This is a genomic window from Corallococcus sp. AB011P (assembly GCF_003611605.1).
In the GTDB taxonomy this organism is placed as follows: Bacteria; Myxococcota; Myxococcia; order Myxococcales; family Myxococcaceae; genus Corallococcus; species Corallococcus coralloides.
The window spans coordinates 86,273-107,734 of record NZ_RAVX01000025.1 but is presented as its reverse complement, the minus strand read 5'-3'; the positions used below and the strand labels follow the sequence as shown (position 1 = coordinate 107,734).

Annotated in this window: 21 protein-coding genes; 17 read left to right on the top strand and 4 right to left on the bottom strand. The window is 70.4% G+C overall.

The annotated features are described in order from the left end of the window. The first annotated feature begins 101 nt into the window (after positions 1-101). From mutM to D7X30_RS36770, 9 genes are all read left to right on the top strand, one after another. Positions 102-1,004, top strand: coding sequence for a bifunctional DNA-formamidopyrimidine glycosylase/DNA-(apurinic or apyrimidinic site) lyase (gene mutM / locus D7X30_RS36810; protein ID WP_120567651.1), 903 nt, complete (start codon positions 102-104; stop codon positions 1,002-1,004). 79 nt (positions 1,005-1,083) lie between these two features. Then, positions 1,084-2,949 carry a TIGR04551 family protein gene (locus D7X30_RS36805; protein WP_233592034.1) on the top strand — a complete coding sequence of 622 codons (1,866 nt, stop codon included), beginning with the start codon at positions 1,084-1,086 and terminating at the stop codon, positions 2,947-2,949. A 3-nt stretch (positions 2,950-2,952) separates the two neighbouring features. Then, a complete protein-coding gene (locus tag D7X30_RS36800; RefSeq protein ID WP_120567649.1) occupies positions 2,953-3,168 on the top strand; it encodes a hypothetical protein in 216 nt (71 codons plus the stop codon). Beyond that, complete coding sequence (lysA, locus tag D7X30_RS36795) at positions 3,165-4,406, top strand: diaminopimelate decarboxylase (RefSeq protein WP_120567648.1); 1,242 nt, start codon at positions 3,165-3,167, stop codon at positions 4,404-4,406. Before D7X30_RS36800 ends, lysA begins: the two co-directional genes overlap by 4 nt. 16 nt (positions 4,407-4,422) lie before the next feature. Further along, positions 4,423-5,310: a 4-hydroxy-tetrahydrodipicolinate synthase gene (gene dapA / locus D7X30_RS36790; protein WP_120567647.1), complete on the top strand. Its 888-nt coding sequence runs from the start codon at positions 4,423-4,425 to the stop codon at positions 5,308-5,310. Positions 5,311-5,325: 15 nt separating this feature from the next. Further along, complete coding sequence (dapB, locus tag D7X30_RS36785) at positions 5,326-6,144, top strand: 4-hydroxy-tetrahydrodipicolinate reductase (RefSeq protein WP_120567646.1); 819 nt, start codon at positions 5,326-5,328, stop codon at positions 6,142-6,144. Further along, positions 6,141-6,908: a fumarylacetoacetate hydrolase family protein gene (locus D7X30_RS36780; protein WP_120567645.1), complete on the top strand. Its 768-nt coding sequence runs from the start codon at positions 6,141-6,143 to the stop codon at positions 6,906-6,908. The genes dapB and D7X30_RS36780 overlap by 4 nt, the downstream gene beginning before the upstream one ends. Further along, on the top strand, positions 6,905-7,444 hold the full coding sequence (folK, locus tag D7X30_RS36775; RefSeq protein WP_120567644.1) for a 2-amino-4-hydroxy-6-hydroxymethyldihydropteridine diphosphokinase: 540 nt from the start codon (positions 6,905-6,907) through the stop codon (positions 7,442-7,444). The genes D7X30_RS36780 and folK overlap by 4 nt, the downstream gene beginning before the upstream one ends. Next, a complete protein-coding gene (locus tag D7X30_RS36770) occupies positions 7,441-8,823 on the top strand; it encodes a hypothetical protein (RefSeq protein ID WP_120567643.1) in 1,383 nt (460 codons plus the stop codon). The genes folK and D7X30_RS36770 overlap by 4 nt, the downstream gene beginning before the upstream one ends. 12 nt (positions 8,824-8,835) lie before the next feature. On the opposite strand, the gene D7X30_RS36765 is transcribed toward D7X30_RS36770, so the two are convergent. After that, positions 8,836-9,912 (bottom strand): SIS domain-containing protein, encoded by a 1,077-nt coding sequence (locus D7X30_RS36765; protein WP_120567642.1) that lies wholly within the window; start codon positions 9,910-9,912, stop codon positions 8,836-8,838. A 136-nt stretch (positions 9,913-10,048) separates the two neighbouring features. Here D7X30_RS36765 and fsa point away from each other — a divergent pair, with 136 nt between their 5' ends. The 4 genes from fsa to D7X30_RS36745 all read left to right on the top strand — a co-directional run bounded on the left by fsa (position 10,049) and on the right by D7X30_RS36745 (position 13,927). After that, positions 10,049-10,714 (top strand): fructose-6-phosphate aldolase, encoded by a 666-nt coding sequence (gene fsa / locus D7X30_RS36760; protein ID WP_120530299.1) that lies wholly within the window; start codon positions 10,049-10,051, stop codon positions 10,712-10,714. 139 nt (positions 10,715-10,853) lie between these two features. Continuing rightward, positions 10,854-11,990: an acyl-CoA dehydrogenase family protein gene (locus tag D7X30_RS36755; protein WP_120567641.1), complete on the top strand. Its 1,137-nt coding sequence runs from the start codon at positions 10,854-10,856 to the stop codon at positions 11,988-11,990. Between the two features lie 132 nt (positions 11,991-12,122). Next, on the top strand, positions 12,123-12,920 hold the full coding sequence (locus D7X30_RS36750; RefSeq protein WP_120567640.1) for an electron transfer flavoprotein subunit beta/FixA family protein: 798 nt from the start codon (positions 12,123-12,125) through the stop codon (positions 12,918-12,920). 41 nt (positions 12,921-12,961) lie between these two features. Further along, on the top strand, positions 12,962-13,927 hold the full coding sequence (locus D7X30_RS36745; protein WP_120567639.1) for an electron transfer flavoprotein subunit alpha/FixB family protein: 966 nt from the start codon (positions 12,962-12,964) through the stop codon (positions 13,925-13,927). A gap of 116 nt (positions 13,928-14,043) precedes the next feature. Here D7X30_RS36745 and D7X30_RS36740 read toward each other — a convergent pair whose 3' ends face one another. Then, the gene (locus D7X30_RS36740; protein ID WP_120567638.1) at positions 14,044-14,592 is read right to left on the bottom strand and encodes a cytochrome c oxidase assembly factor Coa1 family protein; all 549 of its coding nucleotides are present in this window, start codon (positions 14,590-14,592) and stop codon (positions 14,044-14,046) included. Positions 14,593-14,705: 113 nt separating this feature from the next. Between D7X30_RS36740 and D7X30_RS36735 the strand changes: the two genes are divergently transcribed. The 4 genes from D7X30_RS36735 (at position 14,706) to D7X30_RS36720 (ending at position 18,389) form a co-directional block, all read left to right on the top strand. Next, a complete protein-coding gene (locus D7X30_RS36735) occupies positions 14,706-15,683 on the top strand; it encodes a GNAT family N-acetyltransferase (protein ID WP_199724653.1) in 978 nt (325 codons plus the stop codon). An 80-nt stretch (positions 15,684-15,763) separates the two neighbouring features. After that, positions 15,764-16,684 carry a DMT family transporter gene (locus D7X30_RS36730; protein WP_233592033.1) on the top strand — a complete coding sequence of 307 codons (921 nt, stop codon included), beginning with the start codon at positions 15,764-15,766 and terminating at the stop codon, positions 16,682-16,684. 76 nt (positions 16,685-16,760) lie between these two features. Continuing rightward, a complete protein-coding gene (locus D7X30_RS36725; RefSeq protein ID WP_120567636.1) occupies positions 16,761-17,735 on the top strand; it encodes an MBL fold metallo-hydrolase in 975 nt (324 codons plus the stop codon). A gap of 36 nt (positions 17,736-17,771) precedes the next feature. Continuing rightward, positions 17,772-18,389: an MOSC domain-containing protein gene (locus D7X30_RS36720; protein ID WP_120567635.1), complete on the top strand. Its 618-nt coding sequence runs from the start codon at positions 17,772-17,774 to the stop codon at positions 18,387-18,389. Between the two features lie 12 nt (positions 18,390-18,401). Here the strand turns inward: D7X30_RS36720 and D7X30_RS36715 are convergent, their stop codons facing one another. Both D7X30_RS36715 and D7X30_RS36710 read right to left on the bottom strand, forming a co-directional pair. Beyond that, positions 18,402-19,883: a DUF3943 domain-containing protein gene (locus D7X30_RS36715; protein ID WP_233592032.1), complete on the bottom strand. Its 1,482-nt coding sequence runs from the start codon at positions 19,881-19,883 to the stop codon at positions 18,402-18,404. A gap of 172 nt (positions 19,884-20,055) precedes the next feature. Continuing rightward, positions 20,056-21,381 (bottom strand): DUF3943 domain-containing protein, encoded by a 1,326-nt coding sequence (locus D7X30_RS36710; protein ID WP_233592031.1) that lies wholly within the window; start codon positions 21,379-21,381, stop codon positions 20,056-20,058. Positions 21,382-21,462 lie beyond the last annotated feature (81 nt).

Below are 21,462 nucleotides of genomic sequence, written 5' to 3'. Positions count from 1 at the left end.
TCGTAGCCACACCCCCATGTCCCGGGCAAGCGTCTTCCCCACGCCCCATCCACCGGGGGACATGCGCCGGAGACAGTCCGGTGGTATGCCCCGGCGCTCAGATGCCTGAGTTACCGGAAGTGGAGATCGCCCGGCGCAACCTGGAGCGCTGGTTCAAGGGCCACCGCATCGTGCGCGCGGAAGCGGACGCGACCCGCGTCTTCCGGGGCGCGGAGCTGCCCCACTTCACCCGGCTCACCGGGCGGGTGACGGCCCTGGAGCGCAAGGGGAAGTACCTGCTGCTCACCCTGGAGGGCGGCCACGGCCTGATGGCCCACCTGGGCATGACGGGCAAGTTCGTGCGCCGCAAGGAAGGCGAGCCCGTCCCCCACAGCCGCGCCCGCTTCCACCTGGAGGACGGCCACGTGGTCCACTTCAGTGATCCACGCCTCTTCGGCCGCATGGAGCCCGTGCCCGCGAAGGTGCTATGGGAGCTGCCCGCGGTGAAGGCCCTGGGACGCGACCCCCTGACCGAAGGGCTCACCGGCCCCCAGCTCCAGGAGGCGGTGGGGGACTCCAAGCAGGACTTGAAGGTGGCGCTGATGGACCAGGGCCGCGTCGCCGGCCTGGGCAACATCCACGCCGCGGAGGCACTCTTCCGCGCGGGGCTCCACCCGGCGCGCAAGCCCGGCACCCTCACTCCGGATGACTGGAAGCACCTGGCCAGGGCCATCCACGCCGCGTTCGACTTCGCCTTCAAGGAGCAGGAGGGCGAGGACATCACCTATCTGGAGGAAGCAGGCTCCGTGAACCGCTTCCGTGTCTATGGGCGGGCGGAAGGGCCGTGCTCGAAGTGTGGAACGACGGTGAAGTCCTTCACCCAGGGTGGGCGCACCACGCATTTCTGTCCGAAATGTCAGCCGCTCTCCACGGTTGCTGTCCGCGCGTCCCGGAAGGGGACGGCGGCGGGGAAGGGGCCGGCTCCCGCCGTTGCCGGCCCGAAACCCCGATCCCGTAGACGTTGACACCCCAGGGGGGCATGGCTTGAATCGCCCGCCCTTTACACCCGGCCGCGTCATATCGCGGCCCCGGAGACCGTTGACCATGTCTCACGTCCTGCTGGCGGCGCTGCTCGTCGCCTCGTCCACGGCCACCGCGCAGACGCCGGTGCCTGATGGTGGCACGCCCTCGGCACCCCAGGAGTCGGCTCCCGCCGCGACTCCCGCGGCTCCGGCCGCCGTTTCCCCCGCCCCCACCGCAGAAGGCTCCGTCAGTCGCGAGGAGTTGGAGCAGCGCCTGGAGGCCACGCGTCAGGAGCTGCGCGAGGACATCCGCGCCCAGACGGCCACCCAGGCCGTGGCCAACAACGACTGGCAGGAGGAGTGGACGGAGGAGAAGCGCAAGCTGGAGCTGTTCACGCTGGACGGCTACCTGCGCGTGCGCCCCGTGCTCTTCTACAAGTTCGACCTGGGCAAGCCCCCGCTGCCCTCCGGCACGCCCCTGGGCCGCCAGCTGTGGACGCGCTCGCCGCGCTCCGCCACCGAGCAGACCCAGGCGGGCGCCAACATGCGCTTCCGCCTGGACCCGTCCTTCAACATCTCCGAGGACGTGCGCATCAAGGCGCAGGTGGACGCGCTGGACAACGTCCTCCTGGGCTCCAACCCGGACAGCGCCTACAGCGGGGATGGGCGCAACAACTTCACGCTCTTCTCGGAGAACGAGTCCCCGTCCAACTCCGCCGTCAACGCGTTCAAGGACTCCGTCATCGTGCGGCGCGCGTACGGTGAGGTGACGACGCCGGTGGGCATCCTGCGCTTCGGCCGCATGGGCAGCCACTGGGGCCTGGGCATGCTGCGCAACGACGGCAACTGCCTGGACTGCGACTACGGCGACACGGTGGACCGCATCCAGTTCGTCACGGAGCCGTTCGCCGGCTGGTACGTGACGCCCATGCTGGACTTCAACTCGGAGGGGCTGTCCACGGAGAAGGCCAACACCCTGGGCGAGCCGGTGGACCTCACCCAGTCCGACGACGCGCACAGCCTGGTGCTGGCCATCGCGCGGCGCGACACCGACCAGCAGCAGAGGGCCAAGCTGGACAACAACCAGGGCGTCCTCAACTACGGCCTGTACTTCACCTACCGCACGCAGCGGTACTCCACCCTGACGGAGACGGGCGTCCCGTTCGAGGACGCCAACCCCTCCATCCCCATCTACGTCACCACGCCGACGTTCGTCCCGCGCGGCGGCACGCTCTACATCCCGGACCTGTGGTTCAAGTACGAGGAGAAGAAGTTCCGCATCGAGGCGGAGTTCGCCGCGCAGCTGGGCACCATCGACGGGCGCGCGCTCACGGCCAACGACCCCACCACCCAGGCGCTGCGCATCGCGCAGTTCGGCGGCGTGCTCCAGACGGAGTTCCACGTCATCGAGAACAAGCTGCACCTGGGCATCGAGATGGGCTTCGCGTCCGGTGACAAGGCGCCGGGCTTCGGCAACTACCCGGGCCGCCAGGGCACGGGCTCGGACGGCAACACCGCGCCGGGCGACGTGGAGGGCCGTCAGTACCGCTGCGACAACGGCGGCTGCAGCGACAACGCCATCCGCAACTTCCGCTTCAACCGCGACTACCGCGTGGACCTCATCCTGTGGCGGTCCATCCTCAATGGCGTCACGGACGCGTTCTACGTGAAGCCGGGCCTCAAGTACTCCATCGCGGAGGGCTTCGACGTCTACGGCAGCGTCATCTACTCGCAGGCGTTCTACGCGGAGTCCACGCCGTCCTACATCAGCAAGAGCCTGGGCCTGGAGGCGGACATCGGCGCGCGCTACATCACGGAAGACGGCTTCGTGGCGGGCATCGACTACGGCATCCTCTTCCCCCTGGACGGCCTGAAGGACCTGAACCTGCCGGGCCAGGAGCTCAGCACCGCGCACGCCATCCGCGGCATGCTGGCCATCCGGTTCTAGTCCATGCGCTCCTCCCTCCCGCGGCTGTGCGCCGCCACCAGCCTGACGCTCGCGCTGGTGGCGTGCGGCATCAAGGGCAGCCCGCGCGCGCCCCGGCCGGCGCCGCTGCCCGCGCCCACGGCGGAGACGGTGCCCGCGCAGCAGCAGCAGCGCGGACCCGTGGAGCCCTCGGGCCCCACGGTGCCTCCGTCCACCTTGGACGCCGGGCTGCCCGAGTGAGCGTCTTCCACCACCAGAAGGGCGTGCTGCACGCCGAGCAGGTGCCGCTGCCCGCCATCGCGGACGCGGTGGGCACGCCCACGTACGTCTACTCCACCGCCGCGCTCACGGAGCGCTTCCAGGCGGTGACGGAGGCGTTCCAGGGGCAGAAGCACCTCATCTGCTACTCGGTGAAGGCCAACTCCAACCTGGCCATCCTGGGCCTCTTCGCCAGGCTGGGCAGCGGCTTCGACATCGTGTCCGGCGGCGAGCTGGCGCGCGTGAAGCAGGCCGGCGGCGAACCGGGCAGGACGGTGTTCGCGGGCGTGGGCAAGACGCCGGACGAGATGGCCCAGGCGCTGTCCCAGGGCCTCTTGCTCTTCAACGTGGAGAGCGCGGAGGAGCTGGAGGCGCTGGATGCCGTGGGGCGAAAGCTGGGCAAGCGCGCGCCGTTCGCCCTGCGTGTGAACCCGGACGTGGACGCGCGCACGCACCGCTACATCTCCACCGGCCTGAAGACGTCCAAGTTCGGCGTGCCCTTCGAGGAGGCGGTCGCCCTCTACGCGAAGGCGAAGAAGCTGAAGGGGCTGAAGGCGCTGGGGCTGGACTGCCACATCGGCTCGCAGCTCACGCGCACCGCCCCCATGAAGGCCGCCCTCAGCAAGGTGGCGGACCTCTACGTCATGCTCAAGGCCCGGGGCCACGCGCTGGAGTACCTGGACGTGGGCGGCGGGCTGGGCATCACCTATTCGAATGAAACGCCGCCCAGCCCCCAGGAGTACGCGCGCACGGTGCTGAACGCGACGGAAGGCACCGGGGCCACGCTGCTCTTGGAGCCGGGGCGGGCGCTCGTGGGCAACGCGGGGGTGCTGCTCACGCGCGTGCTGTACCGGAAGCCCACGGAAGCGCGCACCTTCGTGGTGGTGGACGCGGGCATGAACGACCTGATGCGCCCGGCCCTCTACGAAGCGCACCACGACCTGCAGCCGGTGGTGAAGCGCCGCGGCCGGGACGTGGAGGTGGACGTCGTGGGGCCGGTGTGTGAGTCCACGGACGTGCTCGCGCGGGCGCGCCCCCTGGTGCTGCCGCGCCAGGACGACCTGTACGCCTTCATGAGCGCCGGGGCTTACGGGATGAGCATGGCTTCCACCTACAACTCGCGGCCCCGGCCGGCGGAGGTGCTGGTGGACGGAGCGGCCTGGCGTGTCGTGCGGGAGCGCGAGCGCGTCGAGGACCTCTGGCGCGGTGAGCGGGCCTGAACGTATAAGCGCCGGCATGAAGACCTTCGAAGGCTCCATGACGGCGCTGGCTACTCCGTTCCACGACGGCGCGCTGGACGAGGGCGCCTTCCGAGCCCTGGTGCGCTACCAGCTGGACGGCGGCACGAACGTGCTGCTGCCCATGGGCACCACCGGCGAAGCGGTCACCATGGACGCGGACGAGCGCGCGCGCGCCATCGCCGTCGTCGTGGACGAGGTGAAGGGCCGGGTGCCGGTGGTGGCGGGCGCGGGCAGCAACAGCACGCGCGAAACCATTGAGTCCGTGCGCCGCGCGCGCGAGGTGGGCGCCGACGGCGCGCTCATCGTCACGCCCTACTACAACAAGCCCACGCAGGCGGGCCTGGTGGAGCACTACCGCGCCATCGCGAAGGCGCACCCGGGCTTCCCGCTCATCGCCTACAACGTGCCGGGCCGCACGGGCGTGGACCTGCTGCCGGAGGCGGTGCTCCAGCTGTGTGACATCCCGGAGGTCGTGGCGCTGAAGGAGGCCACGGGCAACCTCATCCGCGCGGTGGACCTGGTGGAGAAGTGCGGCGACCGGATGACGTTCCTGTCCGGCGACGACTTCACGGTGCTGCCCTTCATCGCGTGCGGCGGCAAGGGCGTCATCTCCGTGTCCTCCAACGTCGCGCCCCGCATGATGGCGGACCTGGTGGCGGCGGCGCGGAGCAACGACATCGCGAAGGCGCGCGGCCTCCAGGTGCGGATGAACGCGCTGCACCGGCTGCTCTTCGTGGAGTCCAACCCCATCCCGGTGAAGTGGGCGCTGCACCTGATGGGCCTGTTCGGTCCGGAAATCCGCCTGCCGCTCGTGCCCATGGGCGAGTCGAACGCCGCGAAGCTCAAGGCCGAGCTGTCCGGGCTGGGATTGCTGAAGGCCTGAAGGGAAAAGAGCGCCATGACCCGCACCGTCATCACCGGCATCTCCGGCCGCATGGGCAGCACGCTGGTGCGCCTGGCGAAGGCCGCCAGCGACCTTCCGGTGGTGGGCGCCACGGTGCGCCCGGGCAATCCCCTCTCCGGGCAGGACGCGGGGCTCGTGGCCCGGCTGGGCGCGCCGCTGGACGTGATTGCTCACGACGACCTGGGCCGCGCGCTGGACGGCGCGAAGGCGGACGTCGTCGTGGACTTCACCGGCCCGGAGGCCACGCTGCATCACGCGCGCGTCTGCGCCGAGCGCGGCGTGGCGCTGGTGGTGGGCACCACGGGCTTCACGCCGGAGGGGCGTGCGCAGTTGGAGGAGCACGCGAAGCGCATTCCCATCGTCGCGGCGCCCAACATGTCCGTGGGCGTGAACCTGGTCATCCGCATGGCGGCGGAGCTGGCGCGCGTGCTGGGCCCATCGTTCGACGTGGAGGTGCTGGAGACGCACCACCGCATGAAGAAGGACGCGCCCAGCGGCACCGCGCTCAAGCTGGCGGAGGTGCTGGTGGACGCGCTGGGCCGCACGAAGGACGACCTCACCTTCGCGCGCGAGGGGCAGACGGGGGCCCGCCCGCCGGGTGAGATTGGCGTGCAGGCGCTGCGCGGCGGGGACGTCGTGGGCGAGCACACGGTCTACTTTTTCGGAGAGGGCGAGCGCATCGAGCTCACCCACCGCGCGACGAACCGTGATCAGTTCGCGCAAGGTGCGCTGAGGGCCGCGCGCTGGGTGGCGGGCCGCGCGCCGGGACTCTATGACATGGCCGACGTGCTCGGCCTCCAGGGGAAGACATGACCGCCCGTTACTGCCGCTTCCAGGTCGAGGGCCGCGCCAGCTACGGCCGCGTCGACGGCAACGAGGTGGTGGTGCTCACCGCCGCGCCGTGGGCCGGCGGCAAGGAGACCGGCCTGCGCCGCTCGCTCCAGGGGCTCACGCTGCTCACGCCGTCGGACGCGTCCAAGGTCGTCTGTATTGGCCAGAACTACCGCAAGCACGCGGAGGAGATGGGCAAGCCCATCCCCACGGAGCCGCTCATCTTCACCAAGCCCTCCACCGCGCTCAACGGCCCCGGCTCTCCCATCCGCCTCCCCAAGGCGAGCCAGGAGGTCCACTACGAGGCGGAGCTGGCGCTCGTCATCAGTGAGCGCCTGAAGAACGCCGACGAGGCCACCGCCGCGCGCGCCATCTGGGGCCTCACCTGCTTCAACGACGTCACCGCGCGCGACATCCAGCGCAAGGAAATCCAGCACACTCGCGCGAAGGGCTATGACACCTTCGCCTGCGCGGGCCCCTGGGCCGTGACGGGCCTGTCCCCCGCGGACCTGCGGGTGGTGTGCCGGGTGAACGGACAGGTGCGCCAGGATGGCCGCACGTCCGACATGGTGTTCAGCCCCGCCCGCCTGGTCTCCTTCATCTCCCACATCATGACGCTGCTGCCCGGCGACCTGGTGAGCACGGGCACTCCGTCCGGGGTGGGCGCGCTGAAGGCCGGGGACACGGTGGAGGTGGAGCTGGAGGGAATCGGAACCCTGGTGAACCCGGTTGAGATGGAGCCTTGAGTGCGACCGTCTATGTAGGACTGGGTTCCAACGAGGGCGACCGCGAGTCCCACCTCGTGGCCGCCCTCGCCGCGATTTCGTGCATCGACGCGGTGTCGGTGCTGGGCTGTTCCTCCCTCTATGACACGGCCCCGGTGGGGCCCGCGCAGCCGCGCTTCCTCAACGCCGTGGTGGCGCTGGAGTGCGACCTGACGCCGCAGCGCCTGCTGTGCATCCTCCAGCGGATCGAGCAGGACCTGGGCCGCCGCCGGATGCAGCGCTGGGGCCCGCGCACCATCGACCTGGACATCCTCCTGTGGGACGAGGAGGACCACTGCGTCGTCGCGGACGCGAACCTCCAGGTGCCCCACCTTGAACTGCACAAGCGCCGCTTCGCGCTGGAGCCCCTGGCGGAGCTGGCCCCCGACGCCCGCCATCCAGTGCTGGGCGTGACGGTGCAGGAGCTGCTCGCGAAGCTCGCCCCCCAGGACGTCCGCAAGCGCGAGGCCCTCTTCTGGCCCGACATGGGCGCCCGTTTCCCCGTCCACGAACTATGAGCCTGTCCCTCGTCCTGGCCACGACCGCGCTGCTCGCGGCCGAGCCCACCTCCCTGCCTCCTGGCCACCCCACGATTCCCCCTGGTACCCAGGCCTCCCCCGCCATGGGCACGGGCTCGGGCCCTGGCTCCAATGCCGCCAACGGCGCGTTGCCTCCCGGCCACCCCACGATGCCCGCGGGCTCTCCCGTGGCGCCGGGCACGCCGCTGCCGTCGGGCCACCCCACGGTGGACACGAACAAGCTGCCGCCCTCCGCCGAGGAGCTGATGAAGCAGCTCGACTCGTCCGAGGGCCTGCGCGAGCGGGAGAAGACCTTCGAGATCGCCTCGTCGCTGGGCCGGCTCTATTACATGAACGGCCGCAACGCGGAGGCGCTGGCCTACCTGGGCCAGGCGCAGGCCAAGGCGGACGGCGTGCGCTCGCTGTTCCTCGCGTCCCGCAAGAAGCTGGGCAAGGCCGCCATCCCCACCCCGGAGGCCGCCAACTGCGGCTTCACGCCGGGCCAGGCGCTGGACTCCATGGAGGCCGTGGCGCAGGCCCGCGCGAAGTCCGGGGACTCCGCCGGCGCCGCCGCGTGCGCGCTGGCCGCGCTGGTGCCCGCGCTGGACGTGGACACGCTGCGCGGCAACGCGCTGTACCTGGGCGGTGACACCGCCAACGCGCTGAAGGCGTACGCGCGCGTGCTGGAGGTGGAGCCCCGCCACGAGGAGGCGCTCTACGCCCACTCCGCGCTGCTCTTCGAGACGCAGGGCGAGGACCTCCAGGCGCTCGGGGCCGCGCGCCAGGGCTTCGACGCGCTGGCGACGGCGTACCCGCAATCCCAGCGCGCGCCCATGGCCCGCGAGCTGAGCGTGCGCATCGCGGAGATTTCGAAGGCGGGCGGCCGGAAGAAGTGGCTCGCCACGCGCGCCGCGGACCGCAAGGTGCGCCTGTCCCAGTCCACCGCGCAGGCCGCCGCGATGCCGTCGGACGCGCCGCGCCCGCTGTCGCCGGAGATGGTGGACGCGGTGAAGAACACGGAGCGCACGCCGGAGCTGGAGGCGGGCCTCACCAAGCTGGTGGAGGAGGGCGAGGAGCACCTGGCGCGCGGCCGCTACCAGGAGGCCCTGGCCAACTACACCCGCGTGGTGCCCTTCCAGCCGGAGAACGGCCGCGCCAAGGCGGGCATGGCCTGGGCGCTGGTGGGCCTGGGCCGTCCCATGGGCGCGCGCGTGTGGAGCGTGGCGTTGGAGTCCGACGCGGGCGCGGTGGAGAAGCTGGGCGACACGCTGCTCGCCAAGGGCGACGCGAAGGGCGCCAAGGCCCTCTGGGAGAAGCTGGCCCAGGACGTGCCCAACTACCCCAACAAGGCCGCGCTCCAGGCGAAGCTGTCGCAGTAGCCCTCGGCTTACTTAGACGAACTTCGCCGCCAGCAGGTCCTGGACGTCGAGCAGGCCCACCGCGCGGCCCTCGACGTCCACCACGGGCAGCTGGTCCACCCTCAGCTCGCGCATCTGCGTGGCGGCGGTGAGCACCAGCGTGTCCGGGGTGATGCAGCGCGGGCGCTTGCCCATCACCTCACGCACCGGCACCTCGAAGTTCGTGTGGCCCTTCTCCACCAGCCGGCGCAGGTCGCCGTCCGTGAAGATGCCCTCCAGCTTCCCGTCGCGGTCCACCACGCACGCGGCGCCCGGCCGGCCCGGCGTGTTGGTCATCACCACCACCGCCAGGGACAGCCGCGCGGTGTCCAGCACCAGCGGGTTCGCGGGGCCCGTGCGCATCAATTCGAAGACGCGCAGCACGGAGCGCCCCAGCTTCCCGCCCGGGTGCAAGAGCGCGTAGTCGTCCCGTCCGAAGGGGCGTGAGCGCAAGAGCGTCATCGCCAGCGCGTCGCCCACGGCGTGCAGCGCGGCGGTGGACGCGGTGGGGACCAGGCCCATGGGGCACGCCTCTTCAATCCGGCCGATGTCCAGCACCACCTCCGCGCCCTTCGCCAGCGGGCTGTCCGCGTCTCCGGTGAGCGCCACCACCGGCGTGCCCATGCGCTTGAAGAGGGGCAGCAGGCGCAAGAGCTCCTCCGTGCTGCCGCTGTTGGACAGCGCGAGGATGACGTCGCCCAAGCCCACGCGGCCCAGGTCACCGTGCACGGCCTCCGCGGGGTGGAGGAACACGGAGCGGATGCCGGTGGACGCCAGCGTGGAGGACAGCTTCTGTCCGATGTGGCCCGCCTTCCCCATGCCCGTCACCACCACCTGCCCCGGGCAGTCGCGCACGAGCTTCAGCGCGCGCAGGAACGCGTCCCCCAGCCGGTCCGTGACACCCAGGATGGCGCGGGCCTCCGCCTCCAGCACGCCGCGCGCGTAGGTGAGCGCGGCCTCGTCGTCTGCACTGCGGGACTCCGCGCGCACGGGGGCCGGGGAGGGCGCGCGGCCGGGGAGGGCGCGCAGGCGGGGCTGCTTCTTCGCGGTGGAGCGGGGGGCGCGGGCCATGGCTGGGCGCTACCTCTACTCCGCCGCCGCGTGGGCGGCCATCCTTGACGCATGGGGGGGCCTGGGCTACGGCCTGCTCGCCCGGCCGCCCGTGGTCGGGGGAATCTTCTTCACCACCGGAAACCAAGGGGACGGCATGAAGTTCTTCATCGACAGCGCGGACGTCGGCGAAATCCGCAAGGCCCACGAGATGGGCTGTGTGGACGGCGTCACCACCAACCCGTCACTGCTGGCCAAGGTCGGCCGGAACCTGGAGGAGACCATCCGGGAGATCTGCTCCATCGTGGACGGTCCCATCAGCGCCGAGTGCGTCTCGCTGACGGCCCCGGAGCTCATCAAGGAAGGCCAGGGCCTGGCGAAGATCCACGACAACGTCGTGGTGAAGATCCCCATGGGCGTGGAGGGCATGAAGGCCGTCAAGGCGCTCACCGCCGACGGCATCCGCACCAACGTCACCCTCTGCTTCTCCGCCAACCAGGCCCTGCTGTGCGCCAAGGCCGGCGCCACGTACGTGTCGCCCTTCGTGGGCCGGCTGGACGACATCTCCCAGGACGGCATGGAGCTCATCGCCCACATCCTGGAGATCTACCAGAACTACGACTTCACCACGCAGGTGCTGGTGGCCAGCGTGCGCAACCCCGTCCACGTCCTCCAGGCCGCGCGCCTGGGCGCGGACGTGGCCACGCTGCCCTACAACGTCATCACCCAACTGGCGAACCACCCCCTCACCGACGCGGGCATCCAGAAGTTCCTCGCGGACTGGGAGAAGGTCCCCAAGCAGGCGAAGCCCGCCGGGAAGTAGCCACCCGGCCGTCCCCCTGCCGTTCCGGTGTCCCTGGAACGACGGGGGGGCCCTCGCGGGGGCTGGCGCCAGGACGGCGGGAGCGGTATGGCAGGGGAAGCGGATTGATATTTGAATCAACCCTTTCGGAGCCCCGCCCATGGATTTCCAGCTCAGCGAAAACCAGCGCGCCTTGCAGGACGCCGCTCGCAAGTACGCCCGTGACGTGGTGCGCCCCAAGGCCCCCCACTACGACGAGACCTCCGACTTCCCCAAGGACCTCATCTCCGCGGCCTTCGAGCTGGGCCTGCTGAACATGGCCATCCCGTCCGAGTACAACGGCGTGGGCCTGACGCACCTGGAGCAGGTCATCGTGTGCGAGGAGCTGGCGTGGGGCTGCGCGGGCGTGGCCACGTCCCTCATCGCCAACGACCTGGCCAACCTGCCCATCATCCTCCACGGCACGGACGACCAGAAGAAGCGCCTGCTGGCCCCCTTTGGGGAGAAGCTCAAGCTCAGCTGCTTCTGTCTCACGGAGCCCGCCGCGGGTTCGGACGTGGCGGCCATGGGCACCACCGCGCGCCGCGAGGGTGACGAGTACGTCCTCAACGGCAGCAAGTGCTTCATCACCAACGCCGGCTACGCGGATCAGTTCACCGTGTTCGCCACGCTGGACAAGGGCAAGAAGCACAAGGGCATCACCTGCTTCGTCGTGGAGGGCCGTCCGCAGGGCCTGACCACCGGCAAGCACGAGAACAAGATGGGCCAGCGCGCCAGCAACACCACCACCGTCACATTCGACGAGGTGCGTGTCCCTGTCGCCAACCGCATCGGCGAGGAGGGCGAGGGCTTCAAGATCGCCATGGCCACGCTGGACAACAGCCGCCCGCTCACCGCGAGCATCTCCATTGGCATCGCCCGCGCGGCGCTGGAGCACTCGCTGGAGTACTCCGCGCAGCGCCAGACGATGGGCAAGCCCATCCGTGAGCACCAGGCCGTCCAGTTCATGCTGGCGGAGATGGCCATGAACACCCACGCCGCGCGCCTGCTCACCTACGAGAGCGCGCAGGTGCTGGATGAGGGACAGCGCAACACCCTCCAGTCCAGCTATGCGAAGTGCTTCGCCGCGGACATGGCCATGAAGGTCGCCACGGACGCCGTGCAGGTGTTCGGTGGCTACGGCTACATGAAGGAATACCCCGTGGAGAAGCTGATGCGCGACGCCAAGCTCATCCAGGTCTACGAGGGCACGAGCCAGGTGCAGCGCCTGGTCATCGCGAAGGAACTGTTCAGGTAGAAAAGCAAAACTGTGCCCGGCGGGGCTTTCCCGTTGCCGCCGCCGTGTGCGGATGTCTATTACTCCGGCCTTGATGCGCGACGCGTCAAGCCGCCCGAATTTCCAAACACTCCCCACTGAGGAGAGCCCGCCGTGAAGATTCTCGTCACCGCCAAGCGCGTGGAAGATCCCGAGTCGAAGATCAAGGTGAAGCCGGACGGCTCGGACATCGTGAAGGAGGGGTTGAAGTACAAGATCAACCCCTTCGATGAAATCGGCGTGGAAGAGGGCCTGCGCCTCGCGGCGAAGCACACCGGCGAGGTGGTGGTGGTCTCCATCGGCGGCAAGGAGGTGCAGGAGCAGCTGCGCCACGCGCTGGCCATGGGCGCCAACCGGGCCATCTGGGTGAACCACACGGGCCCGCTGGATCAGCTGGGCATCGCGGGTCTGCTCCAGAAGGTCGCGGAGAAGGAGAAGCCGGACATCGTCCTGCTGGGCAAGCAGTCCATCGACGACGACCAGAACCAGGTGGGCCAGTACCTGGCCGAGTTCCTGGGCTGGGGTCAGGCCACGTTCGCCTCCAAGGTGGAGTCGCTGGAGAGCGAGCAGGAGAAGAACAAGGTCCCGGCGGTGGTGGTGTCCGCGGACAAGAAGAGCGTCCAGGTGGTGCGTGAAGTGGACAACGGGCTGGCGACCCTGGAGGTCCAGCTGCCCGCCATCGTCACCACGGACCTGCGCCTGAACCAGCCGCGCTACGCCAGCCTCCCGGGCATCATGAAGGCGAAGAGCAAGCCCATCGAGGAGCTGACGCCGGAGAAGCTGGGCGTGGACGTGGCCCCGAAGATCCAGGTGCTCAAGCTGGCGTCGCCCCCGGCGCGCAAGGCGGGCATCAAGGTGCCGGACGTGGCCACCCTGGTGGAGAAGCTGCACAACGAGGCGAAGGTCGTCTGACCGCGCTCCCAACCCTTCCAACGATTCCGGAGACAGACACCATGTCCATCGTCCTCATCGTCGCCGAGCAGCAGCCGGACGGGAACCTGCGCAAGGCCTCCCTCAACGCCATCGCCGCCGGCAAGCAGCTGGCCGACAAGGCCGGCGCCGAGCTGCACCTCGTCCTGTTGTCCAAGGACCCGTCCAAGCTGGCGGAGGAGCTCAAGGGCTCCGGCGCCAAGGCCATCCACACCGCCGCCGCTCCTGAGTTCGAGCACTACCTGGCGGAGGTCTACGCCCCCGTCGTCGCCGGGCTGGCGCAGGAGCTGAAGGCCACCTTCGTGGGCGCGGCCTCCACGGCGCAGGGCAAGGACCTGCTGCCGCGCGTCGCCGCCCGGCTGAAGGCCGCCATGGCCACCGACATCACCGCCATCAACGGCAGTGGCGCGGACATCACGTTCACCCGTCCCATGTGGGCCGGCAACGTGTTCGCCGAGGTGAAGCTCAACACGCCGGTGCAGGTCATCAGCATCCGCGCCACGGAGTTCACGCCGGTCGCTGGCGCGGGCGCGTCCGCGGAGGTGAAGTCCTTCCAGCCGAAGCTGGAGGCCTCCAAGACGAAGTTCGTGTCGTTCAACGAAGTGAAGAGCGCCCGTCCGGAGCTGACCGAGGCCCGCGTGGTGGTGTCCGGCGGTCGCGGCACCAAGGGCGACTTCAAGGAAGTCGAAGCGCTGGCGGACCTGCTGGGCGCCGCGGTGGGCGCGTCCCGCGCGGTGTGCGACGCGGGTTGGGTTCCCAATGACCTGCAGGTCGGTCAGACGGGCAAGGTCGTCGCGCCGCAGCTGTACATCGCCGCGGGCATCAGCGGCGCCATCCAGCACCTGGCCGGCATGAAGTCCTCGAAGACCATCGTCGCCATCAACAAGGACCCGGAGGCGCCCATCTTCCAGGTGGCCGACTACGGCCTCGTGGACGACCTCTTCAAGGTCCTGCCCGCGCTGCGCGAGGGCATCCAGAAGCTGAAGTAGTCCGCTTCCGCCGTCCTGACGGCGGGCCGTGACACCGTGGGGCGCGTCACCGGGAACCTTCCCGGGGGCGCGCCCTTCGTCGCGTCTGGGGGCTTTGGGGGAGCCTGCTTCCGCGCCTACAGCTCGATGTCGGTGTCGTTGCCGGGCTTCTTCTGCGCGGGCGGCTCGGGGACTTCCGGCTCCAGCTCGTGGGGCACCTCCGGCTCCGGTGCTTCCGGGGGCAGCTCGCCCGTGTCGAGCAGGTTGATGCGCTGTCCGTCCTCCACCTGGACGTAGAGGGTGCGGAAGATCCACGCCTCGCCGTTCTTGTCGGCCACGGCGTGGAGGTTGCCGTCCGCCTTGGGGCCGTCCAGCGGGACGGTGAACTCCGCGTGGGTGCGGCCGTTGCGGGTGCTCACCTGGGTGTTGCTGGGGAAGCCCGGCTTGAAGGAGCCGCCCAGGGCCTGCTGCACGTGCGGATCCTCCTGGGCCTCCGTGATGGCGTCCGTGTACGCGCCCATGTCCTTGAACGACGAGTAGCCCCAGCCCACGGCGATGGCCGCGAAGCAGAAGCACGAGCCCAGCATCCCCAGACAGCCCACGGGCACCGCCCACTTCCAGTTGCGGCTCCACCACCCCTGGCGGGGCACGGGTGCGTAGTCACCCTCGGGCATTGTCGGCGGCATGGGGCCCTCCTGGCCTGGACCTGGGGCCGTGTCATAGCCGGTTCCGGACGAAGCGGGGGTGGGCCTGCACCGGGGGCGGGTTTCGGGGGCGCCTTCATGACAGAGTGGGTGTCATGCCCTCTGGTGGCGTCTCGACGGCCGAGCTCGCGGACCTGCTTGCGGCGCTGCCCTTCGGCCACCGGCTGTGGGTGCGCGGCATGGGGCGGTGTCTCTATCCGCTGTTGCGCAGCGGGGACGCGGTGCGGCTGTTGCGCTGCGGGCCGGAGCGGCTGGCGCGCGGGGACGTGGCGCTGGTGCGGCACGGGCCCCGGCTGGCCGCGCAGGTGGTGCTCTCCACACAACCCTGGGTGACGGAGTCACTGTTGGGCGGCACGGACGTGGCGGGCGGGGAGCTGGTGGGGCGCATCATCGCGCTCAAGCGCGGGCGGTGGGTGATGCGGCTGCCCCGGCCCACGCGGCCGGCGCTGTTCGTCCTGCAGCGCACCCTGTCCGGGGTGTGGACGAAGCCCGCGTCCCGGGCGGTGTTCCGCCACCTGCGCGACCTGTTCTCCGGGTGGACGAAGCCGCTGCGCCGCCAGTTCGTGGGCCCGCTCGAAATCCGGCTGGTGCGCCCGGAGGACCTGGACGCGCTGCTCGCCTTCGCCACGGAGCGGCTGGTGGTGTCCAGCACCTTCCTGCGCCGCCAACTGCGCGACCGGTGGGGCCTGCCGCAAGACAAGCGCGTGGGCGCGGCGGCGGGCGCCTTCGACGCGCAGGGGCACCTGCTCGGCTTCGCCTGGGCGGACGACTACCACCAGGAGGGGCTGTCCCTGGACGGCTTCTGGGTGCGCTCGCTGGTGGTGTCCCCCAAAGTGCGGCGCATGGGCGTGGCCACCGCGCTGGTGCGGTGCCTGGTGGAGGAGATCCACCGGCAGGGCGCGGACCGGCTCCACGCGGACATCGACGAGGACAACACCGCCTCCCTGCGGACCTTCTCCGGCCTGGGGTTCCGCCCCGCACCGGATCCGCTGACAGTGGCCACGAACCAGCAGTGGGACGCGGCGGGCGGAAGCAAGCGGCTGGTCGTGCTGGTCCGCCCGCTTCCGGCCTGACTCCCGACGGGGGTTGCGCTTCTCCGGTGGCTGGGCCAAACGGTGCGGCGTTCTGCTGTGGGCAGGGAAGGGTGGATCCGGTGTCTGAAGGGCGTGAGGGTGCGCAGTGGAAGGCGGACGGGGCGCTGGTGCTCCTCACCGTCTTCTGGGGACTGACGTTCGTGGTGGTGAAGGACGCGCTCGCGTTCGCGGACCCCTTCACCTTCCTCACCCTGCGCTTCGTGGTGGGCGCGACCGTGATGGCGCTCATCGCGCGCGGGCGGATGTTCGCGCCCGGCATCGTCCCCAAGGGGCTGCTGCTGGCGGTGGTGCTGTTCCTGTGCTTCGCGCTCCAGACGGTGGGGCTGACGGACACCACGCCGTCGCGCGCGGCGTTCCTCACCGGACTCAACGTCCTCTTCGTTCCGCTGATGTCCATGGTGCTGCTCAGGCGCATGCCCCGGTGGGGCACCACCGTGGGCGTGGTGCTGGCGGCGGTGGGGCTGTACTGGCTGACGCGTCCCACCGAGGAAGCCCTGCCGGGGGACGTGGGGGGCTTCCGCCTGGGGGACTGGCTGTCCATCGGGTGCGCGGTGGCGTACGCGGGGCACATCCTGCTCACCGAGCGCTTCGCCACGAAGGACAACGCCGTGGGGCTGGTGGCGGTGCAGTTGGTCGGCGTGGCGGTGCTGTCCGCGCTGGGCCTGCCCTTCGTGGAGCGCAAGCTGGAGTGGACCCCGCCGCTCGTGGGGGCGGTGCTCGCGTGTGGCGTGCTCGCGAGCGCGGTGGCCATCCTGGTGCAGACGTGGGGCCAGGCGCGCACCAGCGCGGTGCGCGCGGCGCTCATCTTCGCGCTGGAGCCGGTGTTCGCCTCGGCCTACTCCGTGGCGGTGGGCCGCGAGGTGCTGGGCCCGAAGGAGTGGCTGGGCGGCGCGCTCATCGTCGTGGGTGTCTTCGCGTCGGAGCTGGGCACGGCGGTGTGGGACGGATGGCGGGCACGGGGCCGCACGCCCGCCGCCTGAGCATCCGGCGCGCGGGATGGGGTGCCGCGGCCGGGAGCGCGAGCGCCCGGGCCGCGCTATAGACAGCGCCCATCCCATGAGCGTGGAGCTGAGACGCAACGGCCTGCACCTGACGGGCACGCCCCTGTCGCTGGACGCGAAGCGCAAGTCGCCGCTGTCCTTCGTCAGTCACGGGCACTCGGACCACATCGCCCGTCACGAGAGCACCATCGCCACGGCCGCCACGCTGCGCTTCATGGCGCACCGGCTGGGGCCGGTGGCGTCCCCGCTGTCCGTTCCCTTCCGCCGTCCGTTCGAATTGGGCCCGCTGCTGCTGGAGCTGTTGCCCGCGGGCCACATCCTGGGCAGCGCGCAGCTGCGCGTCACCCGCGCGGATGGCAAGCGCATCGTCTACACGGGGGACCTGAACACCGCGCCGTCGCTCACCGCGGAGGCCACGGAGGTCGCGGCCTGCGACACGCTGGTCATCGAGTCCACCTTCGGGCACCCGCGCTACCGCTTCCCGCCGCGCCCGGAGGTGCTGGGGCAGGTGGAGACGTGGCTGCGCGCGCAGCTCAACCGGGGCGTGACGCCGGTGCTGCTGGGCTACCCGCTGGGCAAGAGCCAGGAGGCGATGAAGCAGCTGGCCCTGCGCGGCTTCCACCTGGTGGCGCATCCGTCCATCTTCGAGGTCGCGGAGCTGTACGCGGAGCTGGGTGTCCCCATCGAGAACCTGCGCCGCTACGACGGCCGCGTGGAGCCGGGCGAGGTGCTCTTCTTCCCGCCGCACCTGGCGCGGGGCGGGGCCCTGGCGCCGCACTGGCCCCGGGCGACGGCGGTGCTCACTGGCTGGGCCATGGACCCGGGCGGCGCGCGGCGCTACGGCGCGGACGTGGCCTTCCCGCTGTCGGACCACGCGGACTTCCCGTCCCTCCTGCGCTACGTGAAGGACACCGGCGCGCGGGACGTCATCACCTGCCACGGCTTCGCGGAGGAGCTGGCCCAGGCGCTGCGCGACGCGGGCACGGACGCCCGCCCGCTGGGCAAGCCACAGCAGATGACCCTGTTTTGATTTCACCGCGCTGGCGTGTTGGAACGGGCGCCCGCTATGCCCACTCCTGCTCCCTCGCTGACTGGACACCTGGCCAACGTGCTGCTGTGCACGGACGCTGAACCCAAGCGCTTCGTCACCCGGGAGGTCCCCGAGGTGACGGTCGACTTCGCGGGCATCGTGGGGGACCGGCACGCGGGCCTCACCCGCAAGGCGGACGTGCGGGTGCCGTGGTTCCCCAAGGGCACGCTCATCCGCAACACCCGGCAGCTCTCCATCGTGTCTCGCGAGGAGCTGGTGGAGGTGGCGCGTACGCTGGGCGTGCCGCACGTGCTGGCGTCGTGGCTGGGCGCGAACCTGGAGCTCGTGGGCGTGCCGCGGCTGACGCACCTGCCGCCGGGGACACGGCTGTTCTTCCCGGAAGAGGCCACGCTGGTGATGGAAGGGGAGAACCATCCCTGCGTGCAGCCGGGTCGCGTGATTGAAGCGCACCACCCGGACTTGAAGGGGCTCGCGGGCCGCTTCGTGAAGGCCGCGTGGCAGAAGCGCGGGCTGGTGGGCTGGGTGGAGCGCCCGGGCCTCATCCGCGCGGGCGACGCCGTGCGCGTAATGCTGCCGCAGCCGGTGACGTACTCGCTGCCCTCCGCGCCCACCGAATCGGAGGCGGTGGGCTGAGCGTCCCCGCCTTCAGTGCACGGACAGGAAGATGCGCAGCTGCCAGGTGTCCTTCGTCACCGCCGGGAAGGCGTCGAAGCGGCTGTGGCGCCGGAAGAAATTCAGCTGCGAGCCCATCCCCAGGTTCCTGTGCACGGGGAGGTCCACCTGTAGCTGGGCCTGGTGCACCCGGTGCGAGCCGCCCGAGCCATCCACCACCACCACGTGTTCGGCGCCCGCCTCCAGCGTGACGACCTCCCAGTCCTCGCGCAGGTACGCCATCTGGAGCTGGAAGCCCAGGCCGGGGCCGTAGTCGTAGTCGCGGCCCTCGTTGCCCTCGCTGTCGGTGTGCTCGGAGGTGACGCCGGTGAGGAGGCTGCCGTCCACGAGCAGCGCGGTCCTCAGCCGGGAGCGGTTGAGGAACTTGTGCTCGTGCAGCAGGCCCACGTCCAGGGACTGGCCGCCCACCTCGTACGCGAGCGTGTCCGTATAATCGAGCTGCTGGAGCAGGCCCAGGCGCAGCTCGTCGCGCTCGGTGCGCAAGAGCGTGGACTTCACGAGCAACCCCTGCAGCCGCGCGTTGGTGACGAGGCTGTTCTCTCGCGAGGTGAACTGGACGCGCGCGTCGAAGGAGTCGAAGGGGCGGTGGTGCGCGCCCCGGTACATGTCGCCGTAGCGCAGGGCGCCCTGGATGAAGAATTGATCCTCGCCCCAGGCCAGGGACCTGCCGTCACCCAGCTTGAGGTAGCCCAACGAGGCCCAGCCCGCGATGTCATCCGGCCACCACTCCGTCGGCGAGGGGCCATGGTGGGAAACGTCGCCGCGCAGCACCCGGTTGAAGCCGCGCACGGGGCTGATGACACCGGCGGTCAGCTCGCGGACGAAGCGCTGGCGGCCCCGGGCCTCCGTGTCCAGCACCAGCGAGGACAGCCGGTAGAGGGCTTCGCCCATGGCCACGCCGCCCACGGTCGTGTTGATGAGGTCATTGGCGGATGGCGGCTCGTTCTCCGCGAACAGCTCCCACTGCAGGCTGCCCAGGAAGGTGAGCGGCACCGCGGCCTGGAACGGCAGGCCGTTGTCGCGCGCGGCCGTGTAGTAGAGGCTGCCGTGATACGGGTGGGCGAACTGGTTGGTGGAGAAGCCGTCCTGGTCCCAGACGAAGCCCGTGCGGAAGTTCTCCTTCCATACGGCAGGGCTTATCCGCGCCCAGTCCTTGTTCGCGATGTATCGGTCATACGTCCAGACGAACAGGTTGATGGCGGTCACTTCCCCGACCGCAATCCACGGGTGGGGCCCGGGGTTGTCCCGGATGGAGTCCTCCGTCAGCGGCGCATCCGCCGGCAGCGAGGGGTTCTCCTCGGTCGCGGGAGGGCAGGGGGCCCACTGGGTCTCCTGGCCGGGCGAAAACCGCGCCGCGCAGAGGCCCATGACGCTGTCCGGAACGAAGCGCACCATGTCCTGTGGCGAACCGTCCGCGAACGCGACGAAGGCGCGCAGGGCGCACGCCAGCGCCACGCCTCGCGGCAGCCACGGCTCCCGGAGTCCGCCGCGCCATGGCCCCCGCCCGCCGTGCCCCATCCGGTCCGCCCGCCCCTCCGCGCACGGCCCCATGCCGCGCACCCGGAAGGTAAGCAGTCATGTGTTGGAAAGCGCCCCCGGGTCTCATCCGCGCGGGCGACGCGGTGGGCTAGTAGTGCACGGAGACGAAGAGGCGCAACTGGTACGCGTCCTTCTGCACGTCCGGGTAGGTGTCGAAGCGGCTGTGGCGGCGGAACCAGTTCAGCTCCGAGCCCAGCCCCACGTGCTTGAACACCGGGACGTCCGCCTGGAGCTGGCCGGTGAACACCTGGTGGGAGCCGTCGGAGCCGTCCAGCACCACGAAGTGGGAGGTGCTCGCCTCCAGCGTGAGGACCTGCCAGGCGCCGCGCATGTACGTCATCTGGAGGTTCAAGCCCACGCCGGGGCCGTAGTCGTAATTGCGGTTCGCCTTGCCGCTGTGCTCGGAGGAGATGCCGGTGAGCAGGCTCCCGTCCACGAGCAGCGCGGTCCTCAGCTTCGAGCGCGCGTTGAAATGGCGCTCGTGCAGCAGGCCCAACTGCAGGGACTGTCCGCCCAGCTCGTACGCGTTCGTGTCCACGTGGCTGATCTGCTGGAGGAAGCCCAGGCGCAGCTCGTCCTTCTCCGTGCTCCAGAGTGACGACCTGGCGATCAACCCCTGGAGCCGCGAGTGGCTGATGAGGCTGCTCTCCTCCGTGGTGAACTGGACCCGCGCGTTGAAGGCGTCGAAGGGGCGGTGAAAGTCGCCCTGGTACATGTTGCCGTAGCGCATGTCGAGCTGGAGGAAGAACTGGTTCTCGCCCCAGATCAGGGGCTGGCCGTCGCCCAGCTTGAGGTAGCCCACGGCCCCCCAGATGGACAGCTCGCGCGGCCGCCACTCCGCTGGCGTGGGTTCCTGGCGCGTCACGTCGCCGCGCACCACGCGGTTGAAGCCACGCACGGGGCTCATGGCGGCGGCGGTGAGCTCGCGCACGAAGCGCTCTCCGCCCCGGGACTCCGTGTCCAGCACCAGCGAGGACAGCCGGTAGAGCCCCTCGCCAATGGCCATGCCGCCCACGGACGTGTTGATGAAGTCATTGGCGGACGGGTGCTCGTTCTCCGCGAACAGCTCCCACTGCGCGCTGCCAAACAGCGTGAAGGGCAGGGTGGCCAGGTAGGGCACGCCGTTGTCGCGCGCGGCCGTGTAGTAGAGGCTGCCGTGGTACGGGTGCGCGAACTGGTTGGTGAGGAAGCCGTCCGCGTCCCAGACGAAGCCCGTGCTCAGGTTCTCCTTCCACGAGTCCGGGCCCACCCGCGCCCACTCCTTGTTCGCGAGGACCCGGTCCCACGTCCAGACGAACAGGTTGATGGCGGTGATCTCCCCCACCGCGAGCCACGGGTGGACCTTCTCCCGGGACGCGTCCTCGCGGACGGTCTCCTCGTTCAGCGGGGCATCCGCTGGCGGCCCGGCCCGCACGGGAGCGTCAGGGGGAGGTGGAGGGGTGTCCTCGCACCGCTCCTCCTGCGCGAAGGCCGGCCCGCCCAGCAGCAGTCCGCA